The organism is Bradyrhizobium sp. LB8.2, from assembly GCF_040548035.1.
In the GTDB taxonomy this organism is placed as follows: domain Bacteria; phylum Pseudomonadota; class Alphaproteobacteria; order Rhizobiales; family Xanthobacteraceae; genus Bradyrhizobium.
Genome location: NZ_JBEPQV010000007.1, coordinates 75,693 through 89,023 on the forward strand (window position 1 = coordinate 75,693; position 13,331 = coordinate 89,023).

Here is a 13,331-nt window from a genome sequence, read left to right on the forward strand (position 1 = left end):
GAGGAAGAAATGCTGTTTACCGCCGACCACGACGAGATCCGCCGCTCTTTGCAAAAATTCATCGCGAATGAGATCAACCCTTACGTCGATGAGTGGGAGAAGGCCGAGATCTTCCCGGCGCACGAGCTGTTCAGGAAGATGGGCAGCCTCGGCTTTCTGGGGCTGAACAAGCCGGTCGAATTCGGCGGCTCCGGCCTCGACTATTCCTATGCGCTGTTGATGGCGGAGGAACTCGGCGCCATCACCTGTGGCGGCGTGCCGATGGCGATCGGCGTGCAGACCGACATGGCGACGCCGGCGCTGGCGCGGTTCGGCTCGGACGAGGTGCGGCGCGAATTCCTGGTACCCTCGATCTCCGGTGACTATGTAGCCTGCATCGGCGTCTCAGAGCCCGGCGCGGGCTCGGACGTGGCCTCGATCAAGACCAATGCGCGCACCGACGGCGACGACTACGTCATCGATGGCGGCAAGATGTGGATCACAAACGGCACCCAGGCCGATTGGATCTGCCTGCTCGCCAACACCGGCGACGGGCCCGTTCACCGCAACAAGTCGCTGATCTGCGTGCCCATGAAGACCAAGGGCGTCACTGTCGCGCGAAAACTCGACAAGATGGGCATGCGCTCCTCCGACACCGCCCAAATCTTCTTCGACAATGTCCGCGTGCCCAGGCGCAACCGGATCGGCGAGGAGGGCAAGGGCTTCACCTACCAGATGATCCAGTTCCAGGAGGAGCGCCTCTGGGGTGCGGCGGCCTGCCTGAAGGCCCACGAATACATCATCAACGAGACCATCGAATACACCCGCAACCGAAAAGCCTTCGGCAAGTCGATCCTCGACAACCAGATCGTTCACTTCAAGCTGGCGGAGATGCAGACCGAGGTCGAGCTGCTGCGCGCGCTGATCTACCGCGCCGCCGAGGCGCTGGTGGCGGGCGAGGACGTGACGAAGCTTGCGACCATGGCCAAGCTGAAAGCCGGCCGTCTCGGCCGCGAACTCACCGACGCCTGCTTGCAATATTGGGGCGGAATGGGCTTTACCAACGAGACGCCGGTCAGCCGCGCCTATCGCGACAGCCGCCTGACCTCGATCGGCGGCGGCGCCGACGAGGTCATGCTGATGGTCCTGTGCAAGATGATGGGCACGCTGCCCGGCAGCAAAGGAAGCTCTTGATGATCACGCTCTATCACTGCGACGCAGCGCGCTCTTTCCGTCCACTCTGGATGCTGGAGGAGATGGGACTTCCCTACGAACTGAAGATGCTGCCGTTCCCGCCGCGGGTCTTCGCCAAGGAGTATCTCGCGCTCAACCCGCTGGGCACGATTCCCTTCATGGTCGATGGCGAGACGAAGATGACGGAGTCCTCCGGCATCTGCCACTATCTCGGTATCAGGCACGGGCCGACGCCGCTGATGGTCGGGCCGGAAGATCCCGCCTATGGCGCCTTCCTGAACTGGATGTATTTCAGCGACGCCACGTTAACCTTCCCGCAGACGCTGGTGCTCCGATACACCCAGCTCGAGCCGGAGGAGCGCCGCAATCCGCAGGTCGCTACCGACTATGCAAAGTGGTTCCTGGGCCGGCTGCGCGCCGTCGAGGCCGCGACCGCCAATGCCGAAACATTGTGCGCGGGTCGCTTCACCGCCGCTGACATTGTCATTGGTTATGCGCTCCGCCTCGCCAGCAACATCGGGCTCGCCAAGGACTTTGGGCCAAATGTCGCAGCTTATTGGGCGTGTTTGCAGCAGCGCGATGGATTCAAACGTGCGGTTGCTGCGGAGCAGAAGGCTGGAGTCGAACAGAACATCGCGGCGCGTGTGAGGGCGTAGCTCCGTCGCCTGGACGAAATTGTTGCTTGCCGGTTCCGGGTTCGTCCTCTGGACGTCCGGGAACGCCGATGTTTTGCGCTCCATGACAGCGCTACCGCGCCGTGACAGCGCCCAAATTTCCGCTAAGGTGACCCCCGTCCGCAGTGGCCAAAGAGCCGCGCGAGGAGGATCCCAATGGAAGATAAGGGTCGCGAATCCGACCATTTGATGCTGATCACGCCGGAGCGGGTATTCTATGCCGGCCTGCTCGGCCGCCCCCGCAAGCGGACGCCCGGCTGCTGCCACGTCTATGTCGCGGTCAGGGGTAGCCTGCATCTGACGCTCGACGAAGTCCTCGCCACCGGCGAGCTGTTCGTCACCCTGCCGAACCAGCGGCATTCCATTGCCAGCGACTACCGCACGGCGATCAGCGTGACGCTGGAGCCGGAGAGCATGCCTGATGGTGTGATCGAGGCCTTGGCCGCGCGGCTCACCGGACCCGACAGGGCCGTCTATGCCCGCAAGATCCTCGCCGGCTACACGCTGTTGCGCCAGCGCCGCTACGGCGACATCACCACCGCCGAATTCGACGAGATGTGTTTTGGCGAAGCGCTGCCGCGGCGCGTGCTCGACCCGCGCGTGACGCGTGCGGTGGCGCGCATCGGCCGCTTCACGGGCGAGCCCGTGACGGCGGACACATGCGCGGCGGACGCCGGACTTTCCGCTTCGCGTTTCCTGCATCTGTTCAAGGAAGAGACCGGCATCTCGTTTCGCTCCTTCCGCGCCTGGAAGCGCGCGCGGCATCTGCTGCACTTCGCCAACCAGGACCTCAACCTCGCCCATCTCGCGCAGGATATCGGCTATCCCGACAGCACCCATTTCAGCCATTCGATCCGCCGCTTCTACGGCCTGAAGCCGCGCGCGATCTTCGTCGGCTCGCGGGATCTGGCGATCTATCGCAGCAGCGAGACGGTGAGGCTGGCGGAGGCGAGCTAGCTCGCTCTTGCAGGGTGGGTTAGCTCGCGGCTGTGCGAAGCGCAGTCCGACAGCGTAACCCACCCTGCGATTTCTCGCTTTTTTCCAGCTTCTCCGCGCAAGAAGCCGCGTGCCGCCCATCACATGATCGCAAGCGTTGAATTATCAACGTGCGAGACATTCAAGGCATGAGCGACAAGGCCGTCATCACCTGCGCGCTGAACGGCGTGCTCACTGACCCCAGGCAGCACAATGTGCCTGTGACGCCCGAGCAGATGGCGCGCGAGGCCAAGGCTGCGTTCGATGCCGGCGCGTCCATCATGCACATCCATCTGCGCCAACAGGCACCGGACAAGGGGCATCTACCGTCCTGGGACGTGAACGTTAGCAAGGAAATCCAGCAGGCTATCCGCGAAGCCTGCCCGGGCGTCATCATCAATCACACCTCGGGCGTCTCCGGGCCGAACTATTCAGGCGCGCTCGATTGCATCCGCGAGACCAGGCCGGAGATCGCGGCCTGCAACGCGGGCTCATTGAATTACCTGAAGGTGAAGGCCGACAATAGCTGGGCCTGGCCGCCGATGATGTTCGACAATGCGGTCGAGAAGGTGAAGGACTATCTCGACGTCATGAATGCGGTCGGAACCATCCCCGAATTCGAATGTTTCGACGTCGGCATCGTTCGTTGCGTCGGCATGTACCGCCAGGTCGGCATGTACAAGGGTCCGCTCGAGTATAATTTTGTCATGGGCGTCGCCTCCGGCATGCCGTCCGATCCCGATCTGCTGCCGATCCTGATCAAGCTGAAGCGTCCCGAGGCGCATTTTCAGGTCACGGCGATCGGCCGCGAAGAGATCTGGCCGCTGCATCAGCGCTGCGCCGAGCTCGGCGGTCATCTCCGCACCGGTCTCGAAGATGCCTTCTATCTCGCCGACGGCAAGAAGGTGACGTCCAACGGCCAGCTGATCGAAGCCCTCGCCGCCTGCGCCCGGCGCGCGGGCCGCGAGATCGCGAGCCCGGCGGAAGCGCGGAAGATTTTTGGGACGAACAGGTAAGTTATCGGCCTCAACCGTCATTGCGAGCGCAGCGAAGCAATCCAGATTCTCTCCACGGAAGCCGTCTGGATTGCTTCGTCGCTCCGCTCCTCGCAATGACGAGCAGGATAGAGTTATGTCCATTCTCGAAAGCACCATTGCCCCCGGCAGCGCCGCCTATCACGCCAACCGCGACGGCATGCTCGGCCTGATCGACCGCATGCGCGCGCTGGAAGAGCGAACGCGCGCTGCGTCAGCCGCGGCAAAAGATCGCTTCCACAAGCGCGGCCAGCTGCTGCCGCGCGAGCGCGTCGCATTGGTGCTCGATCCCGGCGCGCCCTTCATCGAGCTGTCCACGCTGGCCGGCTACATGTTCGACGTGCCGGATCCAAGCAAGAGCGTGCCCGGCGGCGGCGTCATCGCCGGCATCGGATTCGTCTCGGGCATCCGCTGCATGGTCAGCGCCAACGATGCCGGCATCGATGCCGGCGCGCTCCAACCCTACGGCCTGGACAAGACGATACGCGTGCAGGAGCTCGCGCTGGAGAACAAGCTGCCTTATGTCCAGCTGGTCGAAAGCGCCGGTGCCAATCTCCTGCGCTACCGCGTCGAAGACTTTGTCCGTGGCGGCAACATCTTCCGCAATCTCGCGCGGCTCTCGGCTGCCGGGCTGCCCGTCGTCACCGTGACGCATGGCTCGTCGACCGCCGGAGGCGCCTATCAGACCGGCCTGTCCGATTACATCGTCATGGTCCGTGGCCGCACTCGCGCCTTCCTCGCGGGTCCGCCGCTGCTGAAGGCTGCAACTGGCGAGATCGCGACCGAGGAGGAACTTGGCGGCGCCGAGATGCACACGCAGATTTCCGGTCTCGGCGACTATCTTGCCGAGGATGACCGCGACGCATTGCGCATTGCGCGGGAGATCATGGCTGCGCTGGAGTGGGAGCGGCCGGGCAAGGCGGCAGCACAGTTCAAGCCGCCACGCTACCACCAGGAAGAGCTGCTCGGCATCATGCCGATGGACCACAAGCGCTCCGTGGACATGAAGCAAGTGATCGCGCGCATCGTCGACGATTCCGATTTCACCGAGATGGCGCCGAACTACGGCCCGGCCACCGTCTGCGGCCATGCCCGCATCGAGGGCCAGGCGATCGGCATCGTCACCAACAACGGTCCACTCGATCCCGCCGGCGCCAACAAGGCGACGCATTTCATCCAGGCTTGCTGCCAGACCCGCACGCCATTGCTGTATCTGAACAACACCACCGGCTACATGGTCGGCAAATTCTACGAAGAAGCCGGCATGATCAAGCACGGCTCCAAGATGATCCAGGCGGTGACGTCGGCGACGGTGCCGCAGATCACCATCTATTGCGGCGCCTCGTTCGGCGCCGGCAATTACGGCATGTGCGGGCGCGGCTTCCATCCGCGCTTCTGCTTCTCCTGGCCCAACGCCAAGACTGCCGTGATGGGCGGCGAGCAGGCCGCCGAGACCATGGCGATCGTCACCGAAGCCGCCGCAGCTCGCCGCGGCAAGCCGGTCGAGAAAGAAAAGCTCGATGCCATGAAGGCGCAGATCATAGGCGTGTTCGACGGCCAGATGGACGTGTTCTCGACCAGCGCGCGCGTGCTCGACGACGGCGTGATCGATCCGCGCGACACCCGCGCGGTCCTGTCTGAGGTGCTCGCGATCTGCCGCGAGGGCGATGCGCGCACGCCCCAGCGCATGCAATTCTCGGTGGCCCGCCCATGAGGAACGGATCAGTGCAGCACCGGCCGTTCTCTCGGGTTCTGGTCGCCAATCGCGGCGAGATCGCGCTGCGGGTGATGCGGAGCGCACGGAAGCTCGGCCTCGGCGTCGTTGCGGTCTATTCGGATGCGGATCGCGACGCGCTCCATGTGCGGCAGGCCGACCAGGCCGTGCACATCGGCGAAGCGCTGCCGGCGCATTCCTATCTCAACATCCCCGCGATCATTGCGGCCGCAAGAGCCAGCGGCGCGGATGCAGTGCATCCCGGCTATGGCTTCCTCGCCGAGAACCAGGAGTTTGCGGAGGCCTGCAAGGATGCCGGCCTGGTCTTCATCGGCCCCTCGCCGCAGGCGATCGAGTCGATGGGCAACAAGGCCGGCGCCAAAGAGATCATGAACAAGGCCGGCGTGCCCTGCGTGCCCGGCTATCAGGGCGCCGACCAAGGCGACGAGGTCATGCTGGCGGAAGCCAAAAAGATCGGCTTCCCCGTGATGATCAAGGCGGTCGCCGGCGGTGGCGGCCGAGGCATGCGGCTCGTCACCGACGCTGCATCCTTCGGCGATGCCCTGCGCAGTGCACGGTCCGAGGCGAAGGCGGCGTTCGGCGATCCCTCCGTCATCCTCGAACGCGCCATCCACAATCCCCGTCATATCGAGATCCAGGTGTTCGGCGACAGCCACGGCAATGTCATTCATCTCGGCGAGCGCGATTGCTCGGTACAGCGGCGGCACCAGAAGCTGATCGAGGAGGCGCCGTCGCCCGCGGTCACGCCCGATTTGCGCGGAAAGATGGGCGAGGTCGCGGTCGCCGCGGTGAAGGCGTTGCGTTACGAGGGCGCCGGGACGCTGGAGTTCCTGCTCGATACGAGTGGCGCGTTCTACTTCATGGAAATGAACACGCGCCTCCAGGTCGAGCATCCCGTGACCGAGGCGATCACCGGGCTCGATCTCGTCGAACTGCAGCTGCGCGTCGCGCGCGGCGAGCAATTGCCGGTGAAGCAGCAGGACATTCGCTTCACAGGCCACGCGATCGAGGTGCGGCTGTGCTCGGAGGACGCCGCGCATGATTTCATGCCGCAGTCCGGGCGCATGGCGCGCTGGCAGGTGCCGGATGGCATTCGCGTCGAGCATGCGCTGCAATCGGGCTCTGAGATTCCGCCGTTCTACGATTCCATGATCGCCAAGGTGATCAGCCATGGGGCGACACGCGAGGAGGCAAGGGGGCGGCTGATCGTCGGTCTGGAGCAACTGATCGGATTCGGTGTGACCACCAATCAGGCGTTCCTGATGTCATGCCTGCGCCATCCCGGCTTTGCCAAGGGCGAAGCGACGACGGCGTTCATTGGTGCGCATCGCGACGAATTGCTGGGGCCGGTTGCGAGTAGCACATTCGGCGCCGCGCTTGCGGGCCTTCTGCTCTACGTCACGAGCCCGCAGGCACCGTCGTGGCGCAGTGGGCGAAGCCTCGCGGCAACGTTTCCGCTACCGGCAAAGATCGATATCGCCGGCCAGACGCATGAGCTCGAAGTCACCCGGGAGCGCGATGGCAGCTACACCGTTGCCATCGACGGCCGGCAGGACAAGTTCGAGGTCGATCAGCTCGACCTCGACGTGATCCGCTTTCGCCATGACGGCGTGATGGACAGCGCAAAATTCCTGCGCGACGGCGACCGGCTCTACCTCCAGTACCGCGGCATCCCGCTCGCGGCGACCGATCTCACCTTAGCCGCGCCGAAGGCCGCTGCAACAAATGGTGGCGACGGAAAAGTCCGTGCCGCCATGAACGGCCGTGTCGTTGCCGTGCTGGTCAAGCCGGGTGAGCGCGTCACCGCCGGTCAGCCGGTGATGACACTGGAAGCGATGAAGATGGAGCACGTCCACAAGGCCGGCATCGACGGGATGGTCGCGGCGATCGACGTCGCCGAGGGCGAGCAGGTCACGACGGGGAAAATCGTGGCTGAGATCGGGGCTGGGTAGAGCGGCAGCTCGTCATTGCGAGGAGCGAAGCGACGAAGCAATCCAGACTGCATCCGGGGAAAGATTCTGGATTGCTTCGCTGCGCTCGCAATGGCGATGGGGAGATAGTGCCGTCTCGCACTTCGTCCCGGCAAGGCGTGCGCCTAATCAAGAGCCCCGCCCCGTCCCCTCATTGAGCAAACACGCCACCTTGTGCCCGTCGCCCGCACCCACCAGCGCCGGCCGCTCCGTCTTGCACCGCTCCATCGCAAACCGGCAGCGGGTGTGAAAGGCGCATCCGGACGGCGGATTGACCGGGCTTGGCACATCGCCGTCGACCAGCGGCGCGAGCTTTTTGGCGAGTGGGTTGGCGATCGGCACGGAGGCGAGCAAGGCCTGCGTATAGGGATGGCGCGGGTTCCTGAACAGCTCGTCCTTGTCGGCAATCTCGACGATGCGGCCGAGATACATCACGGCGACGCGGTGACTGATATGGGCGACCACGGCGAGGTCATGCGCGATGAAGAGATAGGAGAAGCCGTGCTCGCGTTGCAGATCGATCAACAGGTTGATCACCTGCGCCTGGATCGAGACGTCGAGCGCGGAGACCGGCTCGTCGCAGACGATCAGCCGCGGCTCCAGCGCGAGCGCCCGCGCGATGCAGATGCGCTGGCGCTGGCCGCCGGAGAATTGGTGCGGAAAATTGCGCATCTGGTCGGGCCGCAAGCCAACCTGCTCGAACAGCTTTGCGGTACGCGCCTCCAGTGCCTTGCCGGTCGCGAGTCCGTGCACGAGCAGCGGCTCGCCGACGATGTCGCCTGCGGTCATGCGCGGATTGAGCGACGCGAACGGATCCTGGAACACGATCTGCATCGAACGACGGTGCGGCCGCAGCGCAGCCTTGGAGAGGCGAGTGATGTCCTCGCCGTCGAGGCGGATCTGGCCGGAGGTCGGCTCGACCAGCCGCAGCACACTGCGTGCCACCGTCGACTTGCCGCAGCCGGATTCGCCGACAAGGCCGAGCGTCTCACCGGTGCCAACCGAAAATGAGACGCCGTCGACCGCATGCACTGTGCCGATTTGTCGGCGCAACACGCCGGCGCGCACCGGATAGTGTTTCTTGAGGTCAGTGATTTCGAGCAGCGCCTCGGTCATGCCACCTCCGCCACTTCGGCCGCGCGCCAGCAGGCCGCGAGATGACCGCCGCCCCAATCGATGAGCGGCGGATATTCGGCCTCGCAGCGCTTGATCGCGAGCGTGCAGCGCGGCGCGAAGGCGCAACCCTTTGGCAGTCGCACCAGCGACGGAACTGTGCCGGGAATTTCGTTCAGCCGTGCCTGCGCGGCGACGCCCGGCGCCGGCACTGCCGGGATCGACGCCATCAATCCGCGCGTGTAGGGATGCTTTGGTGCGGCGAACAGCGCCTCGACGCTGGCTTCCTCGACCTTCCGACCCGCATACATCACGATGACGCGCTGCGCGGTCTGCGCGACGACGCCGAGATCATGCGTGATCAGCACGAGCCCGGTGCCGAGCTCCTTCTGAAGGTCCAGGATCAGCGCCAGAATCTGCGCCTGGATGGTGACGTCGAGCGCGGTGGTGGGCTCGTCCGCGATCAGCAGCGCCGGCCGGCACGCCAGCGCCATCGCGATCATGGCGCGCTGGCGCATGCCGCCTGAGAGTTGATGCGGATATTCCCGCGCGCGCCGAGCCGGCTCGGGGATGCGCACCAGGCGCAGCATCTCGATCGCGATGTCGCGGGCCTCTTTGCTCGACATGTTCCGGTGCAGCCGCACCGCCTCGACGATCTGGTCGCCGATCCGCATCACCGGATTGAGCGAGGTCATCGGCTCCTGGAAGATCATGGAGATGCGATTTCCGCGGATCGCGCGCATCTCAGCTTCGTCCAGCGCCAGAAGATCAGTGCCTTCGAGCGTGACGGAGCCGCCGACGATGCGGCCGGGCGGATCCGGCACCAGCCGCATCAGCGATAGTGCCGTGACGCTCTTGCCGCAGCCGGATTCGCCGACGATCGCGAGCGTCTCGCCGCGCCTCACCGTGAAGGAAACGTCATCGACGGCCTTGAAGAGACCGGAGTTGGTGAAGAACACCGTCTTCAGGTTCTTCACATCGAGCACGAGATCGGATTTGTCCGCCATCAGCCGCGCTGCCGGGGATCGAGGATGTCGCGCAAGGCGTCACCGAACAGATTGGCGCCGAACACCGCGAGGCTGATCGCGATGCCCGGGAAGATCACCAGCCATGGCGCGGTGCGGACATATTCGGCGGCGGATTCAGAGAGCATGCGGCCCCATGACGGATAAGGCTCGGGAATGCCGAGGCCGAGGAAGGAGAGCGAGGCTTCAGTGAGGATGGTCGAGCCGAGCTGGGCGGTCGCGAGCACGATCAGCGGCGCCAGCGTGTTCGGCAGCACATGGCGCAGCGCGATCCGCACCTCGCTCATGCCGATCGACTTGGCGGCCTCGATGAACGGCAGCTCGCGCAGCGCCAGCGTGTTGGCACGGATGACGCGCGACACGGTCGGGATCAGTGGAATGGCGATCGCAATGATGACGTTCGGCAAGGAGGGACCCAGCGCGGCGGTCATGATCAGGGCCAGGACCAGCAGCGGTAACGCCTGGAGAACGTCGGAGACGCGCTGGAACACGAGATCGACCCAGCCGGAGAGATAGCCTGAGGTCAATCCGACGATCACGCCGATGGTGCCGCCGAGCGCAGTCGAGCCGATCCCGACCGCCAGCGAGATCCGCGCGCCATGGATGATGCGGCTGAAGACGTCGCGGCCGAAGGAATCCGTCCCCATCCAGTGCGACAGGCTTGGGCGGCCCAGCGCCCGAGCGGCGTCGATCGTCAGGGGATCATAACGCGCGATGAAGTCGGCGAAGACCGCGGTGAACACGAACAGGGTCATGATGACGAGCCCAGCCGCGCCCAGCACGTGCCGCTGCGCCAGGAACAGCACGCGCCGCCAGCCGCCGGGCGCGTAGGCGCCGGCGCGCCTCAGTTCAACATCATAGTCGATCGCGGCCAAACTGATCTCCTAATCCGTGAATCGGATGCGCGGGTCGAACACAGCGTAGAGCATGTCGACAATGAAATTCGCGCTCACCACCACAATCGCAATCAGCATCACGAGGTTCTGCACGATCGGATAATCGCGCCAGCGGATCGCCTCGACCAGGAAGCGGGCGACGCCGGGGATGTTGAACACGGTCTCGGTGACAATGAGGCCGCCGATCAGGAACGCCGCCTCGATTCCGATCACGGTGATGACGGGCAGAATCGCGTTCTTCAGCGCATGCTGATAGTTCACGGCGGCATCCGATGCGCCCTTGGCGCGCGCGGTGCGAATATAATCCTGCCGCAGCACCTCCAGCATCGAGGAGCGGGTGATGCGCATGGTCAGTCCCGCGCTGCGGAAGCCGACGGCGGCGGCGGGCACGGCATAGGTTGCGAAGGCTTCCAGCCATGTCGCCGGATTCGGGTTGAAGATCGGCATCTGGCCGAACATCGCCACCGACGCGGTGAGGATCAAGAGGCCGAGCCAGAACGAAGGCAGCGACAATCCGCTGAGGCTCACCACACGCAACGCGTAATCGAGCCTCGTTCCCTGCTTCACCGCGCTGATGACGCCCAAGGGAATGCCGATCGACGCCGAGAACAACAACGCCAGCCCGGCGAGCCGTGCGGTGATCGGGATCCGTGGCAGGATCTCCTGAAGCGCCGGCTTCTCGGAAACATAGGAGTAACCAAAGTCGCCGCGCAGAAAACCGCTGATCCAGTGCCAATATTGCACCACCAGCGGCTGATCGATGCCGAGCTCCTTCTCCAGACTGGCCTTGTCGGCGGGATCGACATAGCCGGCCGCGGCAAACAGGATGTCGACGATGTTGCCGGGGACGATGCGCAGCAGGAAGAAGATGACGACCGAGATCCCGAACAGGGTCACGAGCATCAGGAACAGGCGCCGCACCAGATAGGCAAACATGCATCGCCTCCCGTCGAACCCGTCCGCTGCTAGCGCTACTTGTCCATCCAGACATCCTCGTACCGGTATCCATTATACGAGCTGTTCGACATCACCGTCACGCCCTTGACATAAGGCTGCCAGCAGCTGCCGGTCCGTGCATGGAAGATGATCGGGCGGGCGACGTCCTCCTGCAACTTCTTGTCGATATCCCACACCAGCTTCTTGCGCTTGTTGAGGTCGGTCTCCTGCGACTGCACGTCGAACAGCTTCTCGATCTCCTTGTTGCAGTAATTGGTGTAGTTGCGCTCTGAGCCGCAGGAATAGTTCTCGTAGAACGACTGGTCGGGATCGTCGACGGCATTGCCGGTCAAATTGAGCCCGAGCATGTAATCCTTGCGCGCGATCTTCGGGAACCAGTTTGCGGTCTCGACCACGTCGAGCTCGCCGTCGATATAGATGCTCTTGAGCTGGTCGATCAGGATCACCGCGGGATCGCGGTAGACCGGGATGTTGCGGGTCGAGACCTTGACGGCGAGGTGCTTGTCGGGGCCGTAGCCGGCCTTCTGCATCAGCTTCTTGGCTTCTTCGCGGTTGGCGGTGATGTCGGGGCCGTAGCCCGGAATGCTCTCGAGCATCTCCTTCGGCATGGCCCAGAGGCCGGCCGGCGCGGGCTCCATGGTGCCCCCGACGTCGCCCTGGCCCTCGAACATGATCGAGATGAACGCCTTGCGGTCCAGCGACAGCGCCATGGCGCGACGGATGTCGATGTTGTCGAACGGCGGCGCGGACGAATTGACGATGATGTTGGTCGCAACGTTGTTGGGCTCGACCACGCAGACCGCGTTCGGCGCCTGCGATTTGACGTCCTTCAACAGCGGAATGCTGACCTCGGTCGGGAAGGTCATGTCGAACTTGCCCGCGACGAAGGCGAGGATGGCGGTCGAGCGATTCGGGATGATGGTGAACTCGATGCCGTCGAGATAGGGCCGGCCCTTGCGCCAATAGTCCGGATTGCGGGTCAGCTTGATCGATTCATTGGCCTTGAACTCGACGAACTTGAACGGCCCCGTGCCGATCGGATGGGTGCGCATGTCGCCGGGCGAGACGTGGCAGGGATAGACCGGCGTGTAGCCCGAGGCGAGCAGGGCCAGCAGCGAAGGCTGCGGCCGCTTCAGGTTGAAGGAGACTTCGAGATCGCCGTTGGTGGAGACGTCGTTGACCTGTTCATACCAGCTCTTGCGCGGATTCTGCCGGAACTTCTGCTGTGACTTGCCCATCAGCATGTCGAAGGTGCATTTGACGTCCGCCGAGGTGAACGGCTTGCCGTCGTGCCACTTCACGCCCGCGCGCAGCTTGAACGTCAATGTTTTGTTGTCGTTGACCCAGGCCCAGCTCTCGGCGAGTTCGGGCACGATGGTGTCCATGCTGTTCTGCGCCACGTCCTGCTTGTAGATGACGAGGTTGTTGAACACCGGCATGAAGGGAACATTGAGCGAGTAGGTCGCGCCTTCGTGGATCGAGGCATTGCCGGGACTGTCGCGGTGGTACATCCGCAAAATCCCGCCCTGCTTGGGCTCGCCGGCCAATGTAATCGTCGAAAACGCCAGCAAAGATAGCGCCGCCGTTGCGGCGAGCGCTCGTACGCTCCGCATCCTCGTCCTCCCTGGACCTCGGCCTTTCGCGGCCTGTTTGAATGGACGATAGCGACGCTGGCGGAGGGAGGCAACCGGCAAGGCCGCCCACGCTCTCGACAATTCGGATGACGGAAGGCCGCAGGCGATTTCCTCTCGCGATGTGAGAGAAGTTCCTCCGGCATCG

General features: G+C 64.1%; 11 protein-coding genes. 6 read left to right on the forward strand and 5 right to left on the reverse strand.

All coding sequences use genetic code 11. The features are described 5' to 3' along the window. The first annotated feature begins 9 nt into the window (after positions 1-9). The 6 genes from ABIB06_RS11240 to ABIB06_RS11265 all read left to right on the forward strand — a co-directional run bounded on the left by ABIB06_RS11240 (position 10) and on the right by ABIB06_RS11265 (position 7,543). Positions 10-1,173, forward strand: a complete 1,164-nt coding sequence (locus ABIB06_RS11240; protein WP_354048161.1) for an acyl-CoA dehydrogenase family protein — start codon at positions 10-12, stop codon at positions 1,171-1,173. Beyond that, positions 1,173-1,829, forward strand: coding sequence for a glutathione S-transferase family protein (locus ABIB06_RS11245; protein ID WP_354048163.1), 657 nt, complete (start codon positions 1,173-1,175; stop codon positions 1,827-1,829). Before ABIB06_RS11240 ends, ABIB06_RS11245 begins: the two co-directional genes overlap by 1 nt. Before the next feature lie 174 nt (positions 1,830-2,003). Beyond that, positions 2,004-2,804: a helix-turn-helix domain-containing protein gene (locus ABIB06_RS11250; protein WP_354048165.1), complete on the forward strand. Its 801-nt coding sequence runs from the start codon at positions 2,004-2,006 to the stop codon at positions 2,802-2,804. Between the two features lie 167 nt (positions 2,805-2,971). Then, positions 2,972-3,838, forward strand: coding sequence for a beta-keto acid cleavage family enzyme (locus ABIB06_RS11255; RefSeq protein WP_354048167.1), 867 nt, complete (start codon positions 2,972-2,974; stop codon positions 3,836-3,838). 115 nt (positions 3,839-3,953) lie between these two features. Then, positions 3,954-5,570: an acyl-CoA carboxylase subunit beta gene (locus ABIB06_RS11260; RefSeq protein ID WP_354068722.1), complete on the forward strand. Its 1,617-nt coding sequence runs from the start codon at positions 3,954-3,956 to the stop codon at positions 5,568-5,570. After that, complete coding sequence (locus ABIB06_RS11265; RefSeq protein WP_354048171.1) at positions 5,567-7,543, forward strand: acetyl-CoA carboxylase biotin carboxylase subunit; 1,977 nt, start codon at positions 5,567-5,569, stop codon at positions 7,541-7,543. The genes ABIB06_RS11260 and ABIB06_RS11265 overlap by 4 nt, the downstream gene beginning before the upstream one ends. Before the next feature lie 147 nt (positions 7,544-7,690). Here ABIB06_RS11265 and ABIB06_RS11270 read toward each other — a convergent pair whose 3' ends face one another. From ABIB06_RS11270 to ABIB06_RS11290, 5 genes are read right to left on the reverse strand one after another with little or no spacing between them, the layout of a single operon-like run. Further along, on the reverse strand, positions 7,691-8,677 hold the full coding sequence (locus tag ABIB06_RS11270) for an ABC transporter ATP-binding protein (RefSeq protein ID WP_354048173.1): 987 nt from the start codon (positions 8,675-8,677) through the stop codon (positions 7,691-7,693). Continuing rightward, positions 8,674-9,681 (reverse strand): ABC transporter ATP-binding protein, encoded by a 1,008-nt coding sequence (locus ABIB06_RS11275; protein WP_247351779.1) that lies wholly within the window; start codon positions 9,679-9,681, stop codon positions 8,674-8,676. Before ABIB06_RS11275 ends, ABIB06_RS11270 begins: the two co-directional genes overlap by 4 nt. Further along, positions 9,681-10,574 carry an ABC transporter permease gene (locus ABIB06_RS11280; RefSeq protein WP_354048175.1) on the reverse strand — a complete coding sequence of 298 codons (894 nt, stop codon included), beginning with the start codon at positions 10,572-10,574 and terminating at the stop codon, positions 9,681-9,683. The genes ABIB06_RS11275 and ABIB06_RS11280 overlap by 1 nt, the downstream gene beginning before the upstream one ends. A 9-nt stretch (positions 10,575-10,583) precedes the next feature. After that, complete coding sequence (locus tag ABIB06_RS11285; RefSeq protein WP_354048177.1) at positions 10,584-11,531, reverse strand: ABC transporter permease; 948 nt, start codon at positions 11,529-11,531, stop codon at positions 10,584-10,586. 35 nt (positions 11,532-11,566) lie between these two features. Then, positions 11,567-13,165: an ABC transporter substrate-binding protein gene (locus tag ABIB06_RS11290; RefSeq protein ID WP_354048179.1), complete on the reverse strand. Its 1,599-nt coding sequence runs from the start codon at positions 13,163-13,165 to the stop codon at positions 11,567-11,569. Positions 13,166-13,331: the final 166 nt, after the last annotated feature.

What these genes read in the sequence shown, in the direction of transcription:
- ABIB06_RS11240 (WP_354048161.1), top strand. Translation starts at nt 10, where the DNA reads ATGCTGTTTACCGCCGACCACGACGAGATCCGCCGCTCTTTGCAAAAA.
- ABIB06_RS11290 (WP_354048179.1), bottom strand. Translation starts at nt 13,165, where the DNA reads ATGCGGAGCGTACGAGCGCTCGCCGCAACGGCGGCGCTATCTTTGCTG.
- ABIB06_RS11260 (WP_354068722.1), top strand. Translation starts at nt 3,954, where the DNA reads ATGTCCATTCTCGAAAGCACCATTGCCCCCGGCAGCGCCGCCTATCAC.
- ABIB06_RS11245 (WP_354048163.1), top strand. Translation starts at nt 1,173, where the DNA reads ATGATCACGCTCTATCACTGCGACGCAGCGCGCTCTTTCCGTCCACTC.
- ABIB06_RS11255 (WP_354048167.1), top strand. Translation starts at nt 2,972, where the DNA reads ATGAGCGACAAGGCCGTCATCACCTGCGCGCTGAACGGCGTGCTCACT.
- ABIB06_RS11275 (WP_247351779.1), bottom strand. Translation starts at nt 9,681, where the DNA reads ATGGCGGACAAATCCGATCTCGTGCTCGATGTGAAGAACCTGAAGACG.
- ABIB06_RS11285 (WP_354048177.1), bottom strand. Translation starts at nt 11,531, where the DNA reads ATGTTTGCCTATCTGGTGCGGCGCCTGTTCCTGATGCTCGTGACCCTG.
- ABIB06_RS11265 (WP_354048171.1), top strand. Translation starts at nt 5,567, where the DNA reads ATGAGGAACGGATCAGTGCAGCACCGGCCGTTCTCTCGGGTTCTGGTC.
- ABIB06_RS11270 (WP_354048173.1), bottom strand. Translation starts at nt 8,677, where the DNA reads ATGACCGAGGCGCTGCTCGAAATCACTGACCTCAAGAAACACTATCCG.
- ABIB06_RS11250 (WP_354048165.1), top strand. Translation starts at nt 2,004, where the DNA reads ATGGAAGATAAGGGTCGCGAATCCGACCATTTGATGCTGATCACGCCG.